The organism is Paenibacillus sp. BSR1-1, assembly GCF_030403775.1.
GTDB lineage: Bacteria > Bacillota > Bacilli > Bacillales > Cytobacillaceae > Neobacillus.
Map to the genome: position 1 here is coordinate 26,707 of NZ_JAQMWQ010000006.1, position 23,910 is coordinate 50,616.

The window sequence follows — 23,910 nt, forward strand, 5'->3', positions numbered from 1 at the left end:
TCATGGAACAATTTCAAAAACAGTACCCTGGTTAAAATCAGTCACTTTCATAGAGCCATAAACCCCTAAATATAGTCTGGTTTGATCAAGGTTCGTTCCCAAATTAACATAATAAGATGATTGTGATCCAAAATTATAGTCAGTTTCGATCACACTATAATCATTTAGTTTACCATCTGTTCTTACCCTGCTATAAGCTAAAACCCCTCTAACAGGAGAGCGAGACTCTTCCTTTCGGGCAAGGTCTGTAAACACAACGCGTCCCGTTAAATCGGGGATTCCATTTCCCATATAGGCCTGCACTCCCGTAAGGGCGGTTCCTCCAAACTTATCGGGCCTTTGATCTCTATGAAAATAACTAGTTAGAGGCTGAAGTCGCCTTACTGAAAATTTGATTGCTTCATCGAAATAAGCCATTGTTTTCTCGTCTAACCCCTGGGTAGTAGTGCAGTTCCTAATGATCGATGTAGGAAAAGCACCTTCCCAGCCTCGCCAGCCAAAGTTAATTAACCCTTCTGGATCTTGTTCCATATTCATTAAAGAAGCTTTAACAAGCTGAGGCACCGGTATTGGTTTGTAATGAACGAATGAAAAAATCGACTCCACCAAATCCTGTCCGACAATTCCTACATATTTAAAATACTGATTATAAAACTGTTGAAAGGAAATGCCAGGTATATTACGGACCCCTTTGGCCATAACCGCAAGCGTTTCCTGAATTGGTACGGGCAGTTCATTAAAACGTGTGACTACTGGTGGGTTAATGATAAATGTATTTTTACTTACATCAATTTCAATAATTTTACCGGCAATTTCCATATCGTCCTGACTTAAATTGAATGGATCATAGCCCGACCCGCCATCCCCAGTTGTTAAAACCAGTTTTCCTGTTTCAGGTGAAAAGTTTAAACTATTGAGACCATTATGATTCATAAATGGTCGTCTTAAGTTAAGCAGTGTCCGTCGTTTTTGTGGATGTCCATTCGATTGTAAAATCCATTCTTCTACTGTATCAATATGATCATATTGAGATTCTCTATTTTCCCACTTTAGGTTTAAGGTTTTGGGATCACATGGGTTAGGATTAAAACCTTCTGAAAGAGCACCTGGACCTTGTGTTCCTGCGAGTGAATAATGAAGATAAAACAGGCCGTTATAAAAAAATTGGGGATGAAACGCAAGGCCCAGCAATCCCCGTTCATCATAACCACCGGACTCCCCTTGTTTAATGATTAGAGAGCGAATATCTAAAAAAGTCCGTAAACTTGGGTTTGCTATGTAAAAGATTTCTCCAACCTGCGTTGCAATAAATAATCGTTCAGTTGTATCACCTGGAAGAATCGTTGTTTTCAATACAGTGGGTAAGTTGATCTTACTAACAATAGGACGTAAACGAACCTTAACTTTTTTCACCCGACTTTCCACTCCTTCTTATTGTTTTCTTTTATAAGAATATGACTAGAACAGTTCTATCAGTACCAAATAAGGGATGTGGAGGTGTTTTTGTCTTCAGAAAATTTCTGAGTAATTGTTACTATAAATCTAGCAAATATGAAGTAGTAAAACCGTTTTCGGAAATACAATATTTTTGGTGCGTGATTGTTTTCAGTATCGTTCCATCGGTTTTGCTGGCATTTCTTAGTTTTACAGATGCCGGCCCTTGGTTTATGAGAACAGTGCTAGGTGCTGACAAGACATTGGCAGCTGAAAGTCTGCGTGTATTGAAATTTTTTATTATTAAAACGATGGTCTTCCCTTGGGTGGATTACTTCGGAGGCATTCTTATGCTTCAAAAAAGTACAAAGTCTCTATTAAAACCGCAAATTTTTAATATGGTCACTGTGGTCCTCGTAATTATTCCGTTAGTATTTTGGAATATCCGGCACTAAATGGCAGTGCAGGTGCTATTGCCGCTTCGACTGGTGAATTAATCGGCCTAATTGCTGTTTACTTCGTTATATCCCGCAGGCAAAAGATCCCTCAAGTGGCAGAACAGAAAACGATTTAATTTCTTCAAGCATGGCTCCTCTCCCAGGTCGTGCGTTTTTTTGTTTTGGTCTTTGTTAGGGATTTAATAGAGTTATTTGTGAGAAATTTAGAATGTTTGGACATCTCTTTTAATAAAGTAATAGTAAACGGGCGTAAAAAGGCTTATTAGCCGTAAAACTGCCGGCAAGTATAGGGAGGGGTAAAATGCTGCATATTGTAGCCTGTATCAAGCAAGTGCCTGATACCAAAATTATTAAGATGAATCCAAAAACAAATACAATGGACCGCAGGACGGCGCCTGCGATCTTGAATCCTTATGATGCTCATGCGGTCGAAGAGGCGGTACGCCTAAAGGAAAGGTATGGGGGAATCGTTTCCGTTGTCACGATGGGGCCGCCACCAGCGGTAAACGCGATCAAAACGTGTATTGAAATTGGCGCTGATGAGGGCTATTTAATCACCGACCGCCGGTTTGCGGGTGCGGATACATTGGCAACGAGCTATGCCGTGACAAAGGCGATTGAAAAGATTGCCAAAACGAGGCCGGTCGATTTGATTATTTGCGGCAAAATGTCCATCGACGGTGATACCGGGCAAGTCGGGCCCGGGATAGCGAGGAGGCTCGATATTCCACCGCTGACTTCTGTGAACAAAGTTGAGGAAATTAATCAGGAAGAAGGATATGCCATTGTCCATCGCAAGTTGGAGGACGGTTATGAGGTAGTCAAGTCTTCATTGCCGTGTTTGTTTTCTGTTGAAAAAACCATCAATGAAGTGCCGTATTCTCCGCTTCCAAACATGATTAAAGCTGCTCGATACAAACCGCATATCTGGTCTGTTGATGATCTGGAAGGGGTTGATATCAAGCAGCTAGGTTTGAAGGGGTCCCCAACGATTGTTTCTAAAGTATGGGCTCCGCAAAAACCGGCAGGGGGAACGTTCTTTGAAGGCAGCCCTCGGGAACAAGTGGAGCAATTGCTTTCTGTCGTACTCGAAAAGCGAGAACTGTTTGAAGTGAAGGGGGAAAAGTAATTGGATTTCCAAGATTACCAAGGTGTATGGGTATTCATTGAAAAGAAGGATGAAGCGGTTGCCTCCGTATCCCTTGAACTATTGGGTGCTGGTAGGAAGCTGGCAGACAAACGGGGAGTGGAATTGGCGGGCATTTTAATCGGGGAAAATGTTAAACATTTAACAAAAACCGTATTTGAATATGGAGCAGATAAAGTGTATGTCTATGACCAACCTATCTTTAAGCATTATCGAACCGAATCCTTCATGAGGGCGCTGCTGGACTGTACGGAAAAATATAAACCAGAAATTATCCTTTTCGGTGCCACCTCAACGGGAAAAGACCTAGCAAGCGCGGTCGCCACCGATATGCCAACTGGGTTGACGGCGGATACGACCGAACTGGATGTGGAAGAGGAAACAGGGTTACTCTTGGCGAGCAGACCGGCATTTGGCGGAAATATTATGGCGACCATATTATGTAAAAAATACCGGCCTCAAATGGCGACTGTACGTTCCAAGGTCATGAAGGCACTGCCCCCTCAGCCAGGAAGAACTGGCAACATCGTGGAAGAAACCATATCCTTAAAGGAAGAAGATATTCGTACAAAAGTCTTGGAAATTGTAAGGGAAACCGTTAAAAAAGTAAGAATCGACGAAGCGGACATCATTGTTGCCGGCGGAAAAGGATTAGGGAGCTTCGAGGGCTTTCAGTTAATTCACCAATTGGCGGAAACCGTTGGAGGAGCGGTCGGTGCCAGCAGAGATGTGGTGGAAGCTGGCTGGATTGAACACGCACATCAAGTAGGGCAGACCGGTGTGACCGTGACTCCGAAAATTTATTTTGCAATTGGGATCTCCGGTGCGATTCAACATATTGTGGGAATGAAAAATTCCGGCTTAATCATTGCCATTAATAAGGACAAAGAAGCCCCTATTTTTCAAAACTGCCATTATGGAATCGTTGGCGATGCCTTTGAGATCGTTCCTATTTTAATCGAACAATTTAAAAATGCTTTATCTAAAGAAAAGGTAAGGTAACCCGGGGACGTTTCTCCTGGCTTCCCAAACTCCTTTCGTGAATCTTATAGGCGACGATGTGGGCCTTCTTAAACTATATGGAGAAATTTAAGAGGTGACCCATGAAGATATCCCACAATAGATCTTAAATGAATCAAAAAACCCTTATTACTTTAAATTTCTTATACAATAAGGGTTTTTTTATTTTGTTTTTGCCACCATTTTTGATTAGAGAGGAAATCAACGTACTAATTAATTTGTTGTTAAGAAAGTGGCTAATTCTTTGCTCTTTTGTTTTCTTTCCTTGCGCATTTTTGCTCGCTCTGGTGCAGTTTCATGCAATTTTTTCTCTTCTTCTGTTTCAGGAATGACCTCGGGAACATGTGCCGGACGTTTATCCTGATCAAGTGCAACAAAGGTTAGTAGAGCAGTAGCTGCAATTCTACGTTCACCACATTTTAAATCTTCAGCAATAATCTTTACAAAAACTTCCATGGAAGATGTACCTGTCCATGTCACATAGGATTCAAAACAAACCGAATCTGATGTATGAATAGGACATAAGAAGTCAACTGAATCGGTCGAAGCAGTAACACATTCCCTGCGACTATGTCGAGCAGCGGAAATAGACGCTACCTGGTCCACATCACTCAATAATCGTCCCCCAAATAATGTATTGTGGTTGTTTACGTCATTTGGAAATACACGACTTGTTCGTAAAACTCTTGATTCTCTACAAAATTTTGCTTCCATACATATTCTCACTCCTTTGTTATATGTCCTTAATTTAAAGATTTTAAATTCATTATGAATAGGATAAATGAATTATCCGAATAATGAAAATTGCAAAAAAAAATATTAAAATATAAGGAATTTTCATATGGAAAAATATGTAATTGTTCATATGAATTCGATATTGAAGGTTCTTCAATGGTTTGCTTTGGTGAGCTTTTGTACGTAGTAAAACAATCATTTTTTGCCTTTTTGATCCATTCCCCTAAAGGCACGTCCCCGAGATTTTTTACTTGAATTTCTGTTCAGTGGGTGTTATTGTTATTAAAAAATAAATAGCGATAAACTTCTTATCCAGAGTGGTAGAGGGACAGGCCCTATGATACCCGGCAACCATCAGTCAAAATATTGACTTGAAACGGTGCTAATTCCTGCAAAGGTGTTAACCTTTGAAAGATGAGAGGAAAGTATTTCATCATACCAACCTCTCTTTTAATCTAAGAGAGGTTTTTTGAATGGAAAGAAGGCTTATCGCTCTAAAGGAGCGATATTAAATGGAAAGAGCAGTGTTTGGTGCAAGCGAATTTTTTAGTCAAAAAGCATTTATTACAGGATATCGTGGGATTGAAAAGGTTCGAAATGGATATCTAAAAGACTCAAATGTAAAGATAGTAGAAATATGGTTTAATCCGTGGAAAATATCTTATGATGAACTAGTAGAATTGTTTTTTGATTTACATGACCCAACAGCAAGAGAAGGTCAGCTGTATAAAAATCAATCCTTCATTTTCTTTTCTGATCTTCATCAAGTAACAGTAGCCAAACAAAAGAAAAACGAGCTGCAACATATATTAAATAATGAAATTATTACAGAAATTACTCCAGTATGGGAGAATATTAGCTTTTGAATTCATGATAGGGATGTGTACTATGAACTATACAACCGAGCGCACACGGCGCCAAATCATACAAAGTTTTATGCGTGTTTTACAAACGAAACGATTCTCACATATCACGGTTCAAGATATTTGTGATGATGCGTTAATTCATCGCACGTCTTTTTATCGATATTATGAAGATAAATACAGCCTGCTAAGAGATTTTATTTATCATTTATCTGAAGAGATTATTAAATTAAATAAGGAATGTAATACTGACACGTTTAAATTACTGGTCGATTATGTAGATGAACATTTTGTATTATTTGAAAATACGTTATTGGGATCGGATGGGCATATCTTTTTCAAAAGCATGGTTAAAACGGCAAGTGATATTTTACGTGAACATTCCAAAACAGAGAATGATCCGATTTCTACAAAAATCAATCAGTCGAAATATCCTGAGGTCATGTGTGACTTATATGCCACTTCCTTTATAACCATCTTACAGAATTGGGTTAGTAAGGAATATAATTATAAGAAAGAGGAGCTGTTCGAAATCTTCAACCAGGTCATGTTGTAATAATACAAATCGCTAATAATGTATTATTTTGATGCACTCGTTCCATTTTGCTTTTTGAACCCTTCCTATTCCCTTGTTATAGTGACTAATGTGAAGAGGGAATTCGATGATGTTTTGTTTTTTCTGAAAGAAGACCAATAGGAAAAATAAACATTTTATTCAAAATAGGAGGGAACAAGTAGGGTGAGATCAATTATAAAAGGCCGTTGGGCTATATTTGCTTTATGGCTGATTGCAACAATATTGCTTACAGTCATTCAGCCCGACATCAATGCCATACTGCGGCAAAAAGGACAGCAAGGAACGGGGAATGGAAGCCCTTCGGTTATAGCGGACAAAATCCTCAAAAAGATGGATACTACCAAGGGTACGAACAACCTTATCGTATTTTATGATAAAAATAAAATCTCTAATGACGAAATGAAAAAAATCGGGGATCAGGTAAAAGCGATTAGCGATAGCAGCAAAGAGCTTGGTATTACCGATATGATTGATCCTTTTAGTACGCCAGAAGCAAAAAGCTCTTTGGTTTCTAAAGATGGCACGACTCTTATGGTGAGTTTTAAGCTTGATAAGAAATCAAGAGAAGTGGATGATATTAAAAAAGAATTTGATAGCAAACTTAAAAAAGTACCTGTTAAGTACTATCTTAGCGGGGAGGATTTTATCAATAATGATTATCTAAAAGCTTCTGTGTCCGGAGTTGAGAAGAGCGCTGCATTGACCGTAATCTTTATTTTAGTTGTGCTTATTATTGCGTTTAGGTCAGTGGTAACGCCTTTGATTTCCTTAGTAACGGTGGCCTTTTCCTATCTGGTTTCCATGGGAATTGCCGCTCAATTAATTGATAAGGCAGGATTTCCAATTACAAGTCTTACCCAAATGCTCTTAGTGCTTATCCTCTTTGGTATTGGTACGGATTACAATATCCTTCTGTTTAATCGATTTAGGGAGGAACTATCCCATGGCCATTCGATAGATGAATCGATCATTAGAACCTATAAAACGGCGGGTAAAACGATTGCTTATAGCATTCTCACAGTATTTATTGCATTCCTTGCCCTTGTTTTTGCGGAGTCACCAATCTATAAATCTGGTGTGGTTGTAGCAATCGGTGTTACGATCCTATTGCTTGAAATTCTGACCTTAACACCTTTCATGATGAAAGTCCTTGGCAATAAACTTTTCTGGCCTTCCAAGAATGCAGGCGACGGTCATAAGGAAAACAAGTTCTGGGGAGCCACATCCTCCTTTGCTACAAAGCGTCCTTTAATAACGGTGATCCTTATCGTTTTAATCCTAGGACCAATGGTGTATTTCCACCAACAAAAGCTTAACTTTGATACGATTGGAGAGCTTGGAAATCGTTATCCTTCAACAAAGGGTTTTCATATTATTGCGGACCATTTTGGCAAGGGTCAGGCAATGCCTGCGACTGTTGTCATTGAAAATAGTTCAGCATTAAATAAAAATGAATCGCTTGCGGTTATTGATAACGTAACGGAAAGCCTCAAGGCTATTAAGGGAGTGAAGCAGGTTTCTTCGGTTACCCAGCCTCAAGGAAAACCAATTGATGGATTTTATGTAGATAGTCAAATGGGATCGGTAACGGATGGCATTTCCAAAACGCAAGATGGTGTGGACCAAATCTATGATGGATTGAATCAGGCGCAAGAAAAGCTCGAATCAGCTGACTTTTCTAAGGTCACCCAAATGGTTGATGGTACTGCAACGCTTCAAAAAGGAATGAACGACTTAACCAATGGATTAAAGCAAATCCAAGCTGGTATCGATAATGGGTCAAGTAATTCACAAACGATCAGCAATGGGATAGCAAACATCGAAACAAACCTTTCAAAGACGAGCAGCGGCATTGCTGTGTTAAATGAAAATTATAAAAGCATGCAGGCTGGTTTCCGTGATATGGGGACCCAATACCAAGCTGATGCACAGAAACTTCTTGATGCAAAAAATTCACTCGCTCTCATGCAATCAATGGTAACAAACTTGGGTCAGAGTTATGCAAATGCCAATAGTGATAAGAATTACCAGGACTTAAAGAAAGAAATCGATGACTCATTATCAAAATTGAGTCAAATTACGCCTCAAGGAATAAATGCATTAAATGAAAAGTACGATGAGGCAAAGGTCGGTTTTGCAGAAGCCAATAAAAATCTTACCATCATGAGCAGCGGTCTATCACAAATGGCAGCCGGCTTGAAAGAAATTGAAGCTGGACTTGGTAAAACTTCTTCAGGAATAGGCCAAATCGTAACAAATATGAACAAAGTAACGGATGGTCTTGGTCAAATGAAATCGGGTCAGCAGCAGCTGGCAGACGGGCTCAATGGTTTCAGTGTCTTTGGGCAAAAGCTATCGGATGTAAACGGCGGGTTAAAGCAAATATCTGATGGGCTCGGACAAACAAACGGTTTCTTAACGCAATATAAAGGTAATAAAACTTTCTTTATGCCGAAGGAAGCCTTGACGGACAATGGGTTTGAAAAATCATTAGATGCTTTCATGTCCAAAGATAGAAAGATTACAAAAATGTTGGTTGTTTTAAAAGCGGATCCGTATTCTCCAGAGGCTTTAAGTACCATTAATAAAATAAATACAACGGTTGCCAATGGACTAAAAGGAACAGAGCTTTCAGATGCCAAGTTGGGTACAGCTGGGCCAAGTGCGACAACAAATGATACAAATGATATATTGAGCCGGGATCTCAACAGAACGACAACGATTGTTATAATCGGAGTATTGCTCGTATTGTTCTTTGTAATAAGATCTTTCTGGACACCGGTTTTCATCACGGCATCCCTTTTGGGAGCGTACTATGCAGCCATGTTCGTTATTAACTATATTTTCATAGATTTGAAGGGGTATGAAGGGGTATCTTCCTTCGTTCCGTTCTTCTCCTTTATCATTATTGTCGCCTTGGGAGTAGACTATAGCATCTTCTTGATGATGCGCTTTAAGGAATACCCTCATATGTCACAGAAAGACGCCATCGTGGTGGCTTCTAGACATATAGGCGGCGTCATTATTGCAGCCGTCATTATACTAGGAGGCACTTTTGCCACACTAATGCCTGCTGGAATAATGGTTTTATATCAATTAGCGGTAGCAGTTATTACAGGACTGATTGTGCTTTGCTTTGTGCTTCTTCCAATCTTTTTGCCAGCGATGATTGCCCTTCCAGGTGCGCTAGCAAATTTATCTTCTAGAAAAAAGGGAAATGAATTAAGCATAGAGGAAAAAGTAGTAAGGACCTAACTTCAAATAAAAAGCCGATTTACTTTCTATTTATAAAGAAAGAATCGGCTTTTTTATTTACTTGAATAAAAACTTTCATATTTACTGTATATTTCTCCAAGATTTTGATATACTTTATCCAAATATTTGAAGCATGAGGTACATATTCGTGTCAAAATCTAAAATACAATTCTGGCTAATTCAAATTTTGCTTGTTTTGTCGATTATTTTCGTTTCAACCAAGATTTCTTTTATGTTTAAGCCTATAGGGGTGTTTTTCTCGACGGTTTTCTTTCCAATTCTCATCACTGGATTCCTTTATTTCCTATTGAATCCGGTTGTGAATTTTCTGGAACGCAAAAAACTCCCTAGGGTAGCAGCCATTTTGGTCCTATATGTTGTGTTTGCCGGTCTTCTTGTATTGGCAGCTGGAAGCCTCGTCCCTGCTGTTTCCAAACAGGCGACAGAGCTTGCCAATGATCTCCCTGGATTTGCTCATAAGACGACTGATTATGTTAATGATGTAATCAAGTCTTCAGAGTTTAAAAACTTTAGGAACCAGCAAAGTGAAATGATTGATAATGTTCAGCAGCGGTTATTGGAGTATGCCAATACACTTCCAAACAAACTGACTAACATCCTTCTAGGCTTTTTTGGCATCGTCACAAACATTGCGATTATTCTTGTGACTGTTCCATTTTTATTATTTTATATGTTTAAAGATGGACAAAAATTTCCTAGAGCAGTATCAAAGTTCATTCCTTCCGATTACAGGGATGAAAGCTTAAAAATATTAAAAGAAACAGGAGAGACCCTATCCGCCTACATTCAGGGACAGGTGGTGGTCGCCTTGGCTGTCGGAACATTAGCCTTTATTGGATACTTAATTATCGGCTTACGCTATGCATTAATAATGGCGCTGATTGTAGCCTTCACCAACATAATCCCATATGTCGGGCCGATCATTGGCGGTGCGCCTGCAGTGCTCGTCGGTTTCTTTGATTCACCTACTAAAGCTTTATTAGTAATCGTCGTAATCCTAGTTGCCCAGCAAATTGAAGGGAACTTCCTGTCTCCAATGATTTTAGGGAAATCATTGGATACGCATCCAGCAACCATTATCATTATTCTTTTGGCTGCGGGCAATCTAGCAGGCGTCCTTGGAATGGTCTTGGCTGTCCCAACGTATGCTGTTTTAAAAACTATTGTTTTAAACGTAGTCCGATTTTTGAGAGCGAGAAAAGCGGCGAAAAGTATAGTTGAAGGAACCTGAGTCATTGACTCAGGTTCCTTTTTAGGTACATTCATTTTTTAAATTCATGTAATCGTTCATAAGTTTCAAGCAGGAAATCATAAAACAAAGCTTCGGTGGGAAGAAGTTTCCGTTGGGCAGGATAAATGACACCCACTGATCGGGTGAGATTCTCATCAGATAATGGAATCATGACAGTGGAGCGGGGGGTATTATCCACCAAAGTCATCTCAGGCATCAATGCTACACCTAGACCTGCTGAGACTAATCCTTTTAATGCATCAATATCTTTTCCTTCGAAGGCGATTTGGGGTGAAAAACCGGCATCAATACAAGCCCCAACAACCTGTTCACGAAAAACAAACCCTTCTGGAAGAACACAGAATGGGTCATCCTTTAAGTCTCGTAACCTTATCGATTTCCGATCAGATAACGGATGATGTAGGGGGATGAGAGCAACGATATTTTCCGTAAAAAGTGTAGCTCCTTTAATTTTTTTTTCTTTTTCTGGATTGGGCATGGGGGCAATCATGGCTAAATTAAATTCACCATTTATAACACCGTCTATTAAATCATAATAAAGGGCATTGCTCATTTGAAATTTCGCTTCTGGGTACCTGGTGCGAAAAGCGTAAATAATGAACGGCAAGGTATGAGCCGCCATGCTTATGGGGAATGCAATTCGAACAGTACCTTTTTCAGGGTTTAAATTTTCTTCTACTTCTCGCTTTGCATCCTCCATCATATTCCATACTTGTTTCATCCTTTCAAAAAAAATCCTTCCTATTGGGGTTAACTTTACACTTCTTCCTTCACGTATAAAAAGTTTTACCCCCAATTCGTTTTCTAAATTGAAGATTTGTCTGCTTACGGATGATTGGGCAACATGCAAGAAGTCTGCGGCCTCTGTTACATGCTCTCTTTTTGCCACCTCTATGAAATACTGAATTTGCCTTGTCTCCATTTTTAAATCACTCCATTTAATGCGTAAAACGCATTAATTTCATCGAAAATTAAGATTGTAACTATTAATTAATAAATTATAAAATGAAAACACATTGAAGAAAAGGAATTTTCTTAATTTTTAGGCAGTGTTAAAAGTCATTGTTGATTTTGTAACTCTGTTTATTGGAGCGGAAGGCGCGAGACTCCTGCGGGAGGACGGGGCAGGGGAGCCTCCTCGGCGCTTAAGCGCCTGGAGCGCAAATCAACAGCAAAGTTTAACACAGCCAATTTTAAAATAGATCTGGGGCTGAAAACTTATGAAAATGATGGAAAGAGTGGAAGAGAATCAAACACAAATTGTAAAGGAATACGTCAATCGTTTAATTAATAGTGTTCAACAGCGTAATCCAAATGAATGGGAATTTCAGCAGGCTGTTAAAGAAGTCCTCGATTCTTTAGTACCTGTCCTTGTGAAAAATCCGATTTATATCAAACTAGCAGTTCTAGAAAGAATGGTGGAACCGGAGCGAATGATTATCTTCAGGGTTCCATGGGTGGACGATAAAGGGAATGTACAAGTGAACCGTGGATTTCGTGTTCAGTTTAATAGTGCAATAGGACCATATAAGGGGGGACTGCGGTTTCACCCTTCTGTTAACGCAAGCATCATAAAATTTCTCGGTTTTGAACAAATCTTTAAAAACTCATTAACAGGACAGCCAATTGGAGGCGGAAAAGGCGGTTCTGACTTTGATCCAAAAGGTAAATCCGATTTAGAAATTATGCGCTTTTGCCAGAGCTTTATGACAGAGCTAAGCAGACATATCGGGCCGGATATCGATGTTCCTGCTGGGGATATTGGGGTTGGGGCAAAAGAAATTGGTTATATGTTTGGGCAATATAAAAGGTTAAAAGGTGCTTATGAAGCAGGTGTATTAACGGGAAAAGGCATTGGTTATGGTGGAAGCTTGGGGCGCAAAGAAGCGACAGGATTTGGAACCGTATACTTTGTAGAAGAAATGCTGAATTCTCAGGGATTAAGCTTTAAAGGGAGTACTGTAGTGGTATCTGGTTCGGGGAATGTTTCGATTTATGCAATAGAAAAAGCCTTGCAGTTTGGTGCTAAAGTGGTTGCATGCAGCGATTCAAATGGCTATGTGTATGATCCAAATGGAATTAACCTGGATACGGTTAAAAGAATAAAAGAATTAGAGAATAAAAGAATAAATGAGTACGTCAAGGAACATCCAGACGCAGTATATCAAGAAGGGTGTTCAGGAATCTGGACGATCCCATGCGATATTGCATTACCATGTGCAACTCAAAATGAGTTAAATAAGGAAGCAGCAGAACTGTTAATTTTGAATGGGGTAAAGGCAGTCGGAGAAGGAGCGAATATGCCTTCCACTCTAGAAGCCATTGATACTTTTTTGGAGCATAATGTTTTATTCGCACCTGCCAAAGCTGCAAATGCAGGTGGTGTTGCCGTTTCAGCGTTAGAAATGGCCCAAAATAGTGCAAGGTTAGCTTGGACTCAAGAAGAAGTGGATATGAAATTACAAGTAATCATGAAAGATATATATAGTAAGAGTATGAAAGCCTCAGAAGAATATGATGCCCCAGGAAATCTGGTTGTCGGTGCCAATATAGCAGGTTTCTTAAAGGTAGCAAATGCCATGATTGAGCAGGGAATTAACTAACTTCATGTTTTTGTTTTGAAAAAAGGTCACTGATTAGTGGCCTTTTTTGTTATTTATTATTATTCTGAATTCTCGCAAAAATTTATATATGTAATTTACATATACAAGTAACATGATGTATAATATGTGTAAATTACATATATGAGTATAAAATGTCATTAGGAAAAAAGTTCATGATTTTAAGAATGGGGGCATTTTTGTGAGTGAGCAAGAGGAATTATTGCTGTATAAAACTTCTAATATTCTTAAGAAAGATACAAGCATGATGAATCTGAACGATATTATTGAAGAACTAGTACAAATTATTGAATTAAATGTGAAGAATAACTCATAACAAGAATTCAATTAATAGAGTTTTCCCAAACACCCATGATTGGCTATTCACATAAAATGCAAAAGGCTAAATTTCGGGAGGGAAAATAGTGAGTTATTTTTTACCTGCTCAAAGTCAGCAACCACTTTTAATACATGTATCTTCTGGTCCAGACAGTGCAGGAAACGGCTTTTCAAATTTTGAGGCATCGGTTTACCCTAACTTCTTTTCAGCTTTTGTGACCGCGGTATACCTGCAGCGGTACGGAACTCCAGTGACAATGTTTTTTAATGGAGAGGGTGTGAATGGATTAATTAAAGGAAGACTGGCAACCATGATCGGCAATCCTGATGCGGAAAAAACGATTACGGAACAAGTAGGGATGTCTATTCCTGATTTTCTCCATAGCGACCCTCCACAAAATTTGTTGGAATGGGCACAGACATTTGTCCGCCATGGCGGGCAAGTAACCTATTGTGGAACAACCAATACATGGGCCGGAAATGCAGAATCCTGGTCCGACAATTCGAAAATGGAATCGTTCGCCAACCCGCTAAATATTCAACAGGTAGCTGCAATTGTCATGAATAAAAATTGGAATTATATTGCTTTATAAAAATAAGATAACCCCAACAGCATCTGCAGTTGGGGTTATCTTGCGAAAAATCGTAAATGGGACAATTCGTCCCTTTTTATTTAGATTCTTTTAACCATTTCTTCCTTTCCTAAAACCCAAATAAAAAACACCCAAACTATATGATACAAACCCGAAAATAATCATAATAACCTTCTTATGTAATTTCCACAGTAAGCTTATATCGGAAATCAAAATTCCTTTTGTATGCAAATAATAGAGATAGACAATTAGTAGGGATAGGAAAATAAGAAAGATTAACTTAAGTAAACGAAAGAAATTTAAATTGTCGAGAAAAAGTGTTATCTTTCTCTTCTTTTTTGAGGAAGATTTTTTTTTACTTGTTTCTGTCATAAAATTCTCCTCTCGATTTTTTGTTAGCAAATTGAAAAATTAGTTTTCTTTTAAATGCTCAACGAGTCGACTGAGTAAATCACTTAAAAGCAATACTTCTTGCTCATTGTAAATATTATAAGATTTGCTGTTAAATTCATTTCGTAATGAACTTAATTGTTCATAAACCAGTTGTCCTTCTTCTGTCACCTTCACACGTGTACGTCTTTTATCTTCAGGGTCTGTAAATAAAGCAACTAAATTTGCCTGCAATAGGCGATTGATCATCCCTGTCATATTTTGTTTTGTTACAAGTGTTTCTTCTTTTAATTCACCAATTGATATATCTCCTTTTTCTATAATGTTTCTTAGAATAACCCATTGTTGTATACTATTTAGACCTACATCTGCCACCATTTTAGCACCATATCTGCTCAAAAGATTTGATATCCTTAAGAAATCTAAAGTTATGTTGGTTTTTAAATTTTCCATAATAACCTCCTGATTTTGGTAAAGTATTCAATTAGTTAATTACCAATTTTAATAAGACAAATAAAATTAGTCAAGTTATTGACTAATTTACAATTGTGAATTAATCTTTATTAGTCAATACATTGACTAATTGTGGGATTGAGAAAAGAATATAATTCTATTTATCTAAACCCACCATCCCAATCAATAATAGGGAGATGACAGGAATGCCAAAAACAACAACGAATCGTAAGATGGTAACCATTTCTATGCTGGTTGCGATTCTTTTAGTTGCCATTGATGTCACAGTTGTTAGTACCGCAATGCCGCAGATTGTCAGCGATCTCAACGGATTAAAATTAATCAGCTGGGTATTTGCTATCTATACGCTTACCACTTCAGTAACTACACCGATTTACGGAAAATTAGCAGATTTATTTGGACGAAAGAAAGTCTTTATCACGGGCGTCATTTTATTTGTGGCTGGATCCATGCTTTCTGGGGCCGCACAGACCATGACCCAATTAATCTGGTTCCGTGCTTTTCAAGGAATAGGAGCTGGAGCGGTGATGCCTCTCACCTTTACGATTATCGGCGATCTTTACCCTGGAGAACAGCGTGCAAAAATGCAAGGAGTGTTTAGTTCGGTCTGGGGAATTGCAGGTCTCCTTGGTCCCTTAGTAGGTGGGTTCTTTGTCGATCAAATCAGCTGGCGTTGGATTTTCTATATTAATTTACCGGTCGGTTTAGTATCCCTAGTGTTACTCACTGTCTTCTTTCACGAAACAATTGAATTGAAAAAGGATCGTAAAATTGATTATCTAGGTGCCATTACTTTTACGATTGGAATTTCAACTCTCTTATATGCTCTATTAAATGCGGGTCCTGGGCAAAAATATGCCTGGAACTCGACTGCTATTTATATGCTGTTTGCAGTTGCGGTCATCTTTATCGTGCTTTTCGGCTATATTGAAACCAAAGTGAAGGAACCGATGCTTCCTCCATCATTATTCAAGATACCTGTAATCCTGGTTTCCAATCTTATTGGTTTTCTAGCAAGTTCTGTTCTAATTGGGGTGAATGTTTATTTGCCAATGTGGATTCAAACGATTCTTGGGCACAGTGCGACGAGCTCAGGACTTACCCTAATGCCAATGTCTATTGCATGGCCTCTGGGTGCAACCTTTGCAGGGCGTTACATGTATAAAATTGGCTCAAAGTTCACTGCCATCCTAGGTGCAGTTTTGATTGCCTTAGGTGGAACATGGTTATTGGCAGTCCAACTTGACTCTCCGTATTGGTATTTTGTAGGGATTATGGTTGTCTTTGGTCTTGGGATGGGATATGCTACCACTCCAACAACAGTTCTCGTTCAATCAGCTGTCGGCTGGCAAATGCGTGGAGCTGCGACTGCTTCTAACACATTTACTAGGTCAATTGGGCAAACGGTTGGGGTTGCTGTCTTTGGAACAATCTTTAATAATTCACTTATAACTTTTGGTAAAGAACATGCGAACGGAACTTGGAGTGGTGAAGGCAACATCAGTAATCTCCTAAGCTCGGAGACAATCAATAAACTACCATCTGTAGCCATTAAAATGATCCATGAGGGACTTGCTCATGGTATGCACCTTGTTTTTATTCTTGTGTTTTTTATTGCAATCGTAAATCTTTTAATGACTTTATTCCTTCCTTCACACAAGAAAGTAATGGAGCATCAAAAGCAAGTTCAACACTAAAGGCTTAGCCGCTATTCATGGCAGTTTTACAATATAATTGCTTTGACTTTAAGGAAGTTAAATTGTAAGATTTTACCTTGAACAAAACGAACTAAAAAAACATATTCTAAATTAGGTGGGACACCATAAAAGGACCGTGCTTGAGCGGCACGGTCCGAAAAAAATATATGTCATCATGTAATGAGTAATCCATCCTCGTCGGCAAAACAGGTTGGATTATTCTTTTTGTTCATATTCCATTTGAAAGCACCCACTTTTTATTTTTATCACGTTAACTGTACCGTTTTAATGTGCTCTAAATTCCGAATCACCACTTCGCTTTCAGCCGTTATAAGCGTGATTTTGTTATTCCCAATCTTTTGAAGTAATCCAACCTTTTCATTGTGGTCTCCACCATCAATAATCACTAGTTGATTCTCAAATTTTTTCAATTGTTCATCAAAAGATCTGGATATTGGAGCGGCTTTTGGCATCATATCTATGTTTTCGCTTTTCAAGGAATATGGTGTCGTTTTTGGTGGACAAGGAATGAGCCATTTTACATGATTCATTGAAATAAACAGTGTTTTGTACACCGGGGACTGAAGGACAAAGTAGTCATTCATAATGCTCGTTACATAGCCATAAACGGATTTATTCGAAGACACATAAACCTGGACAAACATCCCTTTCGCATAAGTTAATGCTTTTCGAAACGAAATCACATCCGTATCAATTGGATTTGAAGGAGGTTCCGTAGAGGAATATTCTTCGTCTAATATCGTTTCTTTTAATCTTTGAACATGGGTAAAAGGAATATAAAGGTAAGAATGGTTTTTAGCATCATATACGACTATGATGTCCAATCCGCTATCAAGCAGGGTTCCCTTGTGCAATTTCCCTCCTGAAATTTCCACCTCAATATCTTTTCCTATTAAATCAACCAAATCAATTAGCATCTTAAATCTCCTTTTCTTTAAAATTTTTTATCGTTGAAGAACATTGCCAAAAAGAGTAGAAACCCAATAATATAAAACGACTAAAGTGAATAAAACAGTAGGCGGAATCACAACGCTAGTAATTTTCACATATTCCCACCAAGAGATGATCACTTTTCCTTTTCTAAGAATGTGCATCCACATTAAAGTCGCCAGTGTCCCCATAGGAAGAAGTAAAGAGCCCATATCGCTTCCTATCACGTTCGCCAGATAGGCAATTTTCAATTCGAGTAAGGTTAGTTTCATATGAGTTAATGTGAGTGTTCCAATCATGAGCGCTGGGTGGTTATTAAAGATATTGGACAGAACAGATAGTAGAACCCCCATCACAACACTCGAATGTAATAGACTTCCAGAAACAATTGGTTCAATGAAGCCAATCAACCAGTCCGTTAAACCAATGTTATTCAGACCGTAGATGATGGTATACATACAAAAGGCGAAAACGATAATATACCACGGCGTCTTTTTCAGCATATCAGCAGGGGATATTTTTAAATATGCCCATCTCCACCCTAACAGGACAAGAGAACCAATGACAGCCATAAGAGAGACTGGAATGTTCACAAAAGAAGCGACAAAGAGGCTGACTCGGACCGCAAATACGAACAGTAGAACATTTCGCATAAATCTGGAGCGATCTTTTTCTGATGCATGCTTAATTCCTTGCTTAAGTGGATGATAAGACTTGAACGACAGCCCATTTAGATTCGTGGGTATGGTTTTGGGTAAGACTTTGTAAAATCGGATAAACAAAAGTCCTACCAGCAGGAGTAGCCCAAACGTTGCGGGTACGAACATCATCGCCGTATGCAGGTACAGACTCATATGAACGATTTTTAAGGCGATTAAGTTTACGATATTGCTAACCCCGATGGGAGCACTCGAAGCGGTGGCGATCAATCCACCTGATAGCAAATAAGGGATTTTTTGACGATTTTTCAAACCCATATTGTTTAATAACATGACTAAGATGGGTGTTGTAATTAAAATGCTTCCATCATTATTGAAAAAGAGTGTCATAAGAAAGCATAAAAGATTCACATACCAGAATAAGCGAATCCCCGAGCCCTTTGCCTTGGCAGCGAGTTTTTCTGCTACCCAATTAAAGAAACCGAAGCTTTCTAACACAATTGCCATGACAATCGTTGCCATAATCGTAATGGCGGCACCACCGATGGTGTCTGCAATGATACCCAGGTCAGCTAATGTAACACTTCCACTTAGCACGACAATAATCGCACCGATTGCAGCAGGAATAGCTTCATTAATTCCTCTGGGTCTCCAAAGAATAAATCCGAGGGTAACCACAAAAGTGATAATGGTTATCCAAACGGTAAAATGAACCATATTGATCTCCTTTCTTTAAGCTCATAATTCAGGATGTTTCCTGAGACGACATGACCTCCACTTGTCTTACTCCGCTAATGTCCCTCCCTTACATCTATCCTTTTGTATTGTTGTGCTATATCTATATGTGTCACAATAAAGACAGGCTTTGGGTTTGTACCCTTTTTTCAATAAAATCAACTAGAGTCTAAAAAATATTTAAATAGTAATTACTTATGTCAAGACAAATAAGTGGGTTTGAAATTTACTTGCAGAAAATGTGGATTTTATAAATAACAGAAGAAAGGGGATTAGATACGGATGCCAAAAATAGATTGGTGTTAATTGTATTATCTTACCTGAATCAAATTGGAGATAATTGCTTTGACAGAGCAACAAAAAAAGCCTAATTTCTCAATTTAAATGGTGAGAACTTGGGCTTTTTAATATGATATCGAATTTCGTTTTACCATAAAAGCAGGCATTCATGCATTTATATTTATCTTATCTTCATATTTCCCCCTAAGGCGCTTAATATCCTCTCTAGGTGGAAAACCAAACATACGGGAATATTCACGGCTGAATTGCGATGGACTTTCATAGCCTACCCGGAATGCCACATCAGCGGCATCTGTTGATTCGGATAATAATAAGCGACGGGCTTCCTGCAGCCTCAGGTGTTTTTGGAACTGTATCGGGCTCATCGCGGTTACTTCTTTAAAATGTCTATGAAGTGAAGAAACACTCATGTTCGCTATTTCCGCAAGCTCCTCAATGCGAAAAGACCTCTCATAGTTATTCATTATATGTTGGATAACATCACTAATTTGAAAAGTAGAACTTCCTTCTATTGCTATTTGCCCCAATACAGATCCATGCTGCCCTTGCAGAACCCGATAGAGAATTTCCTTTTTGAAAAGAGGAGCAAGTACCGCTATATCCTTAGGATTTTCTAGTAATAAAGCTAATCTGATTACCGCATCCAACAAAGAAGGCTCGACCCTGCTGACAAACATACCTCGTTTTGCACTTTCTTTTGGGCCAACCCGAATTTGTGAATCACTCAATACCTCTAAGATTTGACTCGGTGTAAATTCAAGCTTAAGAGCTAAATACGGAACGTCGGAAGAAGCTTCTATTACTTGGCCGGAAACCGGCAAGTCAACGGATGCAACTAGGTAATCGGCAGGACTGTACCGAAAGCGTTCCTGTGCAAGATATACCTCCTTCACGCCTTGAACGATAATGCAAAGGGAAGGTTTGTATACTCTGTAAACTGGTTCGGTAACATTAGACTCTCGAATGAAAAATAAAGAGGGAATATCGGTAGTATGAACACCGTCCTTGCCTGAATAACGTTCAATGAGTTTAGCGAGTTCATCCTGCTGATTATAGATTTGGTCTGACATACAATCCTCCTTGGTTTATCATCAATGATGTTTCTATTATAATGCCTCTTCAATTAATGCGTAAGTAGTAGTGAGAGGATTAGGCAATCTTTTGCGACGAATGGGATACCGATTACGTTTTTATTTATTGGATAATAAGTGAGTAGAAAGAGAAACAACTGAAAAATAAATGAAAGGAAGATAAATATGCAAAAGCGCAAATTAGGAAAAAGTGGATTAGAAGTTTCTGCGATTGGGCTTGGTTGCATGGGGATGAGTCATGGTTACGGACCAGCCTCAGATAAGAAAGAAATGATCTCCCTAATTCATAAGGCGATTGATCGTGGCGTGACTTTCTTTGATACCGCCGAAGTGTATGGCCCATATGTGAATGAGGAGCTGGTAGGCGAAGCCTTAGCTCCATATAAGGGAAAGATGATTATCGCCACAAAATTCGGTATCCAAATGGAAAACGGCAAGCAGGTGCTTGAAAGCAAACCGGAGCGCATTAGGCAATCAGTCGAAGGCTCGCTTAAACGCCTTAAAGTTGATACGATAGATCTTTACTATCAGCATCGTGTTGACCCAAGTGTGCCAATTGAGGAAGTAGCCGGAGTCGTTCAAGACCTAATCACGGAAGGCAAAGTTAAGCATTGGGGACTTTCTGAAGCAGGGGTAGAAACAATTCGCCGGGCACACGCTGTTCATCCGCTTACGGCCATTCAAAGTGAGTACTCCATGATGTGGAGAAGTCCTGAAGACGAACTGCTGCCTGTGCTTGAAGAACTAGGAATTGGCTTTGTACCATTCAGCCCGCTAGGAAAAGGATTTTTAACCGGAAAAATTGATAAGAATGCTACTTTCGTTAACTCGGACTTCCGCAACATTGTACCTCGCTTTATGCCGGATAATCTCGAAACGAACCAGGTTTTGGTCCAATTGATTCAAAACATTGCTGCAGTAAAAGACGTAACGCCGGCTCAAATCGCTCTAGCCTGGGTGCTTGCCCAAAAGACTTGGATTGTTCCAATTCCAGGCACGCGTAAATTAGAACGTCTGGAAGAAAATCTTGGTGCTGCTGAAGTAGAACTGACTCCTAAGGAACTAAGTGATTTGAATGACGCGCTATCGAAAATCGAGATTGCGGGAGACCGCTACCCGGCGGAATACGCTAATAGAGTGGGAAAATAACAGACATATGACATATAAAACTGGAGGATTTCAGATGCAAAAAGTAATTTTGAACAATGGAGTAGAAATGCCTTTATTAGGCTTCGGTGTTTATCAAATTCAAGATGCAAACGAATGTGAACAAAGTGTGTATGAGGCTATTCTAGCTGGCTATCGTCTGATTGATACCGCTGCTTCTTATCTGAATGAAGAAGCAGTCGGGAGAGCGATCAAACGAAGTGGCGTGCCAAGAGAAAAACTTTTTATTACCACGAAACTTTGGGTTCAGGACACTGGTTATGAGAGCACGAAGAAAGCTTTCGAAAAATCTCTGGAAAGACTCCAATTGGATTATTTGGATTTGTATTTAATTCATCAACCATATGGCGATGTATTTGGTTCTTGGCGTGCTATGGAGGAATTGTACCGTGAAGGTAAAATCAGGGCTATCGGATTGAGTAACTTCCATCCAGACCGGTTGCTCGATTTAATCATTCATAATGAAGTGATTCCTGCAGTTAACCAAGTTGAAACACATCCGTTCAACCAGCAAATAGAAAGTGCTAAATTTATGAAAGAGAATAATGTTCAAATAGAGTCCTGGGGCCCATTTGCTGAAGGGCGAAATAACATGTTCCAGAATGAAATATTAGTATCAATAGCGGAAAAATATAATAAATCCGTTGCCCAGGTGATTTTACGCTGGTTGACGCAAAGAGGAGTCGTTGCGATTCCAAAGTCTGTTCGTAAGGAAAGAATTATCGAAAACTTTAATATCTTTGATTTTGAATTAAGCATCCAGGATATGGAGAAGATTGCTGCGTTAGATACGAAAGAGAGCTTGTTCTTTTCGCATAGAGATCCTGAAATGGTAAAATGGATTGGTACCCGCAAATTGGATATTTAACACTAAAACAAGTTAACATTGTAATGACTAATCATTAATATAATTGAATCAGTAGATGCAGGATTGTTACTAGTATTGCAGGCAAAACCTAATGGATTGTTACTGCTCATTTAGGCAAAACCTTAATCGCTAAAATTGGGAATCATTAACTGTCTCTTTTTGGGGGCAGTTTTTTTCTGCCTCCTTTTATATTAAGAGAAACTTAAGGAATCCCCTTCATTATAAGATTTTCAATTGATGTAAGAGAAAATAGAAAATCAAATAAGAAAGGGAGAACTTAAGGAATGTCGTTAATAAAACAAAAGAAAAAGATTTTACTCGTTATCATTGCAGTAATTGCTGTATCAGCAATTATACTTAGTTTTGCTCTGAAAAAAGACGATGCCATTGCAACAATTAATGGGAAGGCTATAACAAAAGATGATTTATATAATGAAATGGTAAAACAATATGGTTCAGAAACCGTTGACCAATTAATTGCAAATAAAATTGTTGCTTCAGAGGCAACAAAACAAAAAATCACCGTTTCTGAAAGTGATGTAAATAAACAGATTGAAAAATTACAAGAATCATATGGAGGCGAGGAGGCTTTTAACTCGGCTCTAGAAAGCAATAATACTACACTTTCAGCTGTTAAAGAAGATATGAAAAATTACCTGACGATTAAGAAATTACTCGAACCGGAAATCGAGATCACGGAAGAGGAAATGAAAACCTACTTTGAGGAGAATAAAGATTCGTTTGCCCAGGCTGAGCAAATAAAAGCTAGCCATATCCTCGTTGCTGATGAAAAGACTGCCAAGGAAGTCAAGCAAATGCTTGAGAATGGCGGTGATTTTCCGGCATTAGCGAAAGAATATTCCACTGATGATAGTACGAAGGATCAAGGCGGAGAGCTTGGATATTTTTCAAAAGGTGATATGGTAACAGAATTTGATAATGCTGCCTTTTCGCTCCCTGTAAACCAAATTAGTGACCCAGTGAAGACCGAATATGGGTATCATATCATTAAGGTAGAGGCTAAAAAGGAAGCAAAAGAAGCAAATTATGACGATAGTAAGGCGGAAATCAAAGAGCAATTACTAGAGCAAAAAATTGATACAGAGTATACAACATGGCTTGAGGAAAAGAAAAAGGACTATGATATTAAGAACACACTTGCGGAAGTATAGTTAAAGAAAAGTCAAAAGCACTGATGTGATGTAGGACACATTCAATTAAAAAATCTTGTTGTAAAATAAGAATAATAGCTTTTTAATGGAAATGTGAATATATTTGTTGTTT

At 38.7% G+C, this 23,910-nt stretch carries 21 protein-coding genes and 1 riboswitch; of the genes, 14 read left to right on the top strand and 7 right to left on the bottom strand.

The genetic code is table 11. The features are described 5' to 3' along the window. Complete coding sequence (locus tag PH210_RS11695) at positions 1 to 1,413, bottom strand: PQQ-dependent sugar dehydrogenase (RefSeq protein ID WP_289985540.1); 1,413 nt, start codon at positions 1,411 to 1,413, stop codon at positions 1 to 3. Positions 1,414 to 1,667: 254 nt separating this feature from the next. On the opposite strand from PH210_RS11695, the gene PH210_RS11700 reads away from it, so the two are divergent. From PH210_RS11700 to PH210_RS11710, 3 genes are all read left to right on the top strand, one after another. After that, entirely contained in the window at positions 1,668 to 1,889 is a 222-nt protein-coding gene (locus PH210_RS11700) for a hypothetical protein (protein ID WP_289985541.1), read from the top strand. Between the two features lie 304 nt (positions 1,890 to 2,193). Further along, positions 2,194 to 3,021, top strand: coding sequence for an electron transfer flavoprotein subunit beta/FixA family protein (locus PH210_RS11705; protein WP_289985542.1), 828 nt, complete (start codon positions 2,194 to 2,196; stop codon positions 3,019 to 3,021). Next, the gene (locus tag PH210_RS11710) at positions 3,022 to 4,041 is read left to right on the top strand and encodes an electron transfer flavoprotein subunit alpha/FixB family protein (protein WP_289985543.1); all 1,020 of its coding nucleotides are present in this window, start codon (positions 3,022 to 3,024) and stop codon (positions 4,039 to 4,041) included. Positions 4,042 to 4,272: 231 nt separating this feature from the next. Here PH210_RS11710 and PH210_RS11715 read toward each other — a convergent pair whose 3' ends face one another. Then, positions 4,273 to 4,773 (bottom strand): acyl-CoA thioesterase, encoded by a 501-nt coding sequence (locus PH210_RS11715; protein ID WP_289985544.1) that lies wholly within the window; start codon positions 4,771 to 4,773, stop codon positions 4,273 to 4,275. 326 nt (positions 4,774 to 5,099) lie between these two features. Next, positions 5,100 to 5,215, top strand: a riboswitch (SAM riboswitch). 91 nt (positions 5,216 to 5,306) lie between these two features. Here PH210_RS11715 and PH210_RS11720 point away from each other — a divergent pair. The 4 genes from PH210_RS11720 (at position 5,307) to PH210_RS11735 (ending at position 10,741) form a co-directional block, all read left to right on the top strand. After that, positions 5,307 to 5,660: a peptide-methionine (S)-S-oxide reductase gene (locus PH210_RS11720; protein ID WP_289985545.1), complete on the top strand. Its 354-nt coding sequence runs from the start codon at positions 5,307 to 5,309 to the stop codon at positions 5,658 to 5,660. Between the two features lie 22 nt (positions 5,661 to 5,682). Beyond that, positions 5,683 to 6,213, top strand: a complete 531-nt coding sequence (locus PH210_RS11725; protein ID WP_289985546.1) for a TetR/AcrR family transcriptional regulator — start codon at positions 5,683 to 5,685, stop codon at positions 6,211 to 6,213. A gap of 183 nt (positions 6,214 to 6,396) precedes the next feature. Next, the gene (locus PH210_RS11730; RefSeq protein ID WP_289985548.1) at positions 6,397 to 9,489 is read left to right on the top strand and encodes an MMPL family transporter; all 3,093 of its coding nucleotides are present in this window, start codon (positions 6,397 to 6,399) and stop codon (positions 9,487 to 9,489) included. 148 nt (positions 9,490 to 9,637) lie between these two features. Further along, positions 9,638 to 10,741, top strand: a complete 1,104-nt coding sequence (locus tag PH210_RS11735; RefSeq protein WP_289985549.1) for an AI-2E family transporter — start codon at positions 9,638 to 9,640, stop codon at positions 10,739 to 10,741. A gap of 31 nt (positions 10,742 to 10,772) precedes the next feature. On the opposite strand, the gene gltC is transcribed toward PH210_RS11735, so the two are convergent. Continuing rightward, entirely contained in the window at positions 10,773 to 11,684 is a 912-nt protein-coding gene (gene gltC, locus PH210_RS11740; protein WP_289985550.1) for a glutamate biosynthesis transcriptional regulator GltC, read from the bottom strand. A 307-nt stretch (positions 11,685 to 11,991) separates the two neighbouring features. On the opposite strand from gltC, the gene gdhA reads away from it, so the two are divergent. From gdhA to PH210_RS11755, 3 genes are all read left to right on the top strand, one after another. Beyond that, positions 11,992 to 13,365, top strand: coding sequence for an NADP-specific glutamate dehydrogenase (gene gdhA / locus PH210_RS11745; protein WP_483312105.1), 1,374 nt, complete (start codon positions 11,992 to 11,994; stop codon positions 13,363 to 13,365). A 199-nt stretch (positions 13,366 to 13,564) separates the two neighbouring features. Next, positions 13,565 to 13,699 (top strand): hypothetical protein, encoded by a 135-nt coding sequence (locus PH210_RS11750; RefSeq protein ID WP_289985552.1) that lies wholly within the window; start codon positions 13,565 to 13,567, stop codon positions 13,697 to 13,699. Between the two features lie 88 nt (positions 13,700 to 13,787). Next, positions 13,788 to 14,294 (top strand): hypothetical protein, encoded by a 507-nt coding sequence (locus tag PH210_RS11755; RefSeq protein WP_289985553.1) that lies wholly within the window; start codon positions 13,788 to 13,790, stop codon positions 14,292 to 14,294. A 411-nt stretch (positions 14,295 to 14,705) separates the two neighbouring features. Here PH210_RS11755 and PH210_RS11760 read toward each other — a convergent pair whose 3' ends face one another. Continuing rightward, positions 14,706 to 15,137: a MarR family winged helix-turn-helix transcriptional regulator gene (locus PH210_RS11760; protein ID WP_289985554.1), complete on the bottom strand. Its 432-nt coding sequence runs from the start codon at positions 15,135 to 15,137 to the stop codon at positions 14,706 to 14,708. A 206-nt stretch (positions 15,138 to 15,343) separates the two neighbouring features. Between PH210_RS11760 and PH210_RS11765 the strand changes: the two genes are divergently transcribed. Continuing rightward, positions 15,344 to 16,855 carry an MDR family MFS transporter gene (locus tag PH210_RS11765; protein WP_289985555.1) on the top strand — a complete coding sequence of 504 codons (1,512 nt, stop codon included), beginning with the start codon at positions 15,344 to 15,346 and terminating at the stop codon, positions 16,853 to 16,855. 266 nt (positions 16,856 to 17,121) lie between these two features. Here PH210_RS11765 and PH210_RS11770 read toward each other — a convergent pair whose 3' ends face one another. From PH210_RS11770 to PH210_RS11780, 3 genes are all read right to left on the bottom strand, one after another. Next, the gene (locus PH210_RS11770) at positions 17,122 to 17,793 is read right to left on the bottom strand and encodes a YwrJ family protein (RefSeq protein WP_289985556.1); all 672 of its coding nucleotides are present in this window, start codon (positions 17,791 to 17,793) and stop codon (positions 17,122 to 17,124) included. A 27-nt stretch (positions 17,794 to 17,820) separates the two neighbouring features. After that, positions 17,821 to 19,182, bottom strand: coding sequence for an arsenic transporter (locus PH210_RS11775; protein ID WP_289985558.1), 1,362 nt, complete (start codon positions 19,180 to 19,182; stop codon positions 17,821 to 17,823). 464 nt (positions 19,183 to 19,646) lie between these two features. Then, positions 19,647 to 20,570 (bottom strand): AraC family transcriptional regulator, encoded by a 924-nt coding sequence (locus PH210_RS11780; RefSeq protein WP_289985560.1) that lies wholly within the window; start codon positions 20,568 to 20,570, stop codon positions 19,647 to 19,649. A 186-nt stretch (positions 20,571 to 20,756) separates the two neighbouring features. Here PH210_RS11780 and PH210_RS11785 point away from each other — a divergent pair, with 186 nt between their 5' ends. From PH210_RS11785 to PH210_RS11795, 3 genes are all read left to right on the top strand, one after another. Then, the gene (locus tag PH210_RS11785; protein WP_289985562.1) at positions 20,757 to 21,740 is read left to right on the top strand and encodes an aldo/keto reductase; all 984 of its coding nucleotides are present in this window, start codon (positions 20,757 to 20,759) and stop codon (positions 21,738 to 21,740) included. Between the two features lie 34 nt (positions 21,741 to 21,774). After that, entirely contained in the window at positions 21,775 to 22,626 is an 852-nt protein-coding gene (locus PH210_RS11790; protein WP_289985564.1) for an aldo/keto reductase, read from the top strand. Between the two features lie 284 nt (positions 22,627 to 22,910). Continuing rightward, positions 22,911 to 23,798, top strand: a complete 888-nt coding sequence (locus PH210_RS11795) for a peptidylprolyl isomerase (protein ID WP_289985565.1) — start codon at positions 22,911 to 22,913, stop codon at positions 23,796 to 23,798. The last annotated feature ends 112 nt before the right edge of the window (positions 23,799 to 23,910 follow it).

Excerpts from the sequence above, each read along its gene's own strand:
- PH210_RS11700 (WP_289985541.1), top strand. The coding sequence starts at position 1,668 with ATGAGAACAGTGCTAGGTGCTGACAAGACATTGGCAGCTGAAAGTCTG.
- PH210_RS11705 (WP_289985542.1), top strand. The coding sequence starts at position 2,194 with ATGCTGCATATTGTAGCCTGTATCAAGCAAGTGCCTGATACCAAAATT.
- PH210_RS11715 (WP_289985544.1), bottom strand. The coding sequence starts at position 4,773 with ATGGAAGCAAAATTTTGTAGAGAATCAAGAGTTTTACGAACAAGTCGT.
- PH210_RS11720 (WP_289985545.1), top strand. The coding sequence starts at position 5,307 with ATGGAAAGAGCAGTGTTTGGTGCAAGCGAATTTTTTAGTCAAAAAGCA.
- PH210_RS11725 (WP_289985546.1), top strand. The coding sequence starts at position 5,683 with ATGAACTATACAACCGAGCGCACACGGCGCCAAATCATACAAAGTTTT.
- gltC (WP_289985550.1), bottom strand. The coding sequence starts at position 11,684 with ATGGAGACAAGGCAAATTCAGTATTTCATAGAGGTGGCAAAAAGAGAG.
- gdhA (WP_483312105.1), top strand. The coding sequence starts at position 11,992 with ATGGAAAGAGTGGAAGAGAATCAAACACAAATTGTAAAGGAATACGTC.
- PH210_RS11760 (WP_289985554.1), bottom strand. The coding sequence starts at position 15,137 with ATGGAAAATTTAAAAACCAACATAACTTTAGATTTCTTAAGGATATCA.
- PH210_RS11765 (WP_289985555.1), top strand. The coding sequence starts at position 15,344 with ATGCCAAAAACAACAACGAATCGTAAGATGGTAACCATTTCTATGCTG.
- PH210_RS11770 (WP_289985556.1), bottom strand. The coding sequence starts at position 17,793 with ATGCTAATTGATTTGGTTGATTTAATAGGAAAAGATATTGAGGTGGAA.
- PH210_RS11775 (WP_289985558.1), bottom strand. The coding sequence starts at position 19,182 with ATGGTTCATTTTACCGTTTGGATAACCATTATCACTTTTGTGGTTACC.
- PH210_RS11780 (WP_289985560.1), bottom strand. The coding sequence starts at position 20,570 with ATGTCAGACCAAATCTATAATCAGCAGGATGAACTCGCTAAACTCATT.
- PH210_RS11785 (WP_289985562.1), top strand. The coding sequence starts at position 20,757 with ATGCAAAAGCGCAAATTAGGAAAAAGTGGATTAGAAGTTTCTGCGATT.
- PH210_RS11790 (WP_289985564.1), top strand. The coding sequence starts at position 21,775 with ATGCAAAAAGTAATTTTGAACAATGGAGTAGAAATGCCTTTATTAGGC.
- PH210_RS11795 (WP_289985565.1), top strand. The coding sequence starts at position 22,911 with ATGTCGTTAATAAAACAAAAGAAAAAGATTTTACTCGTTATCATTGCA.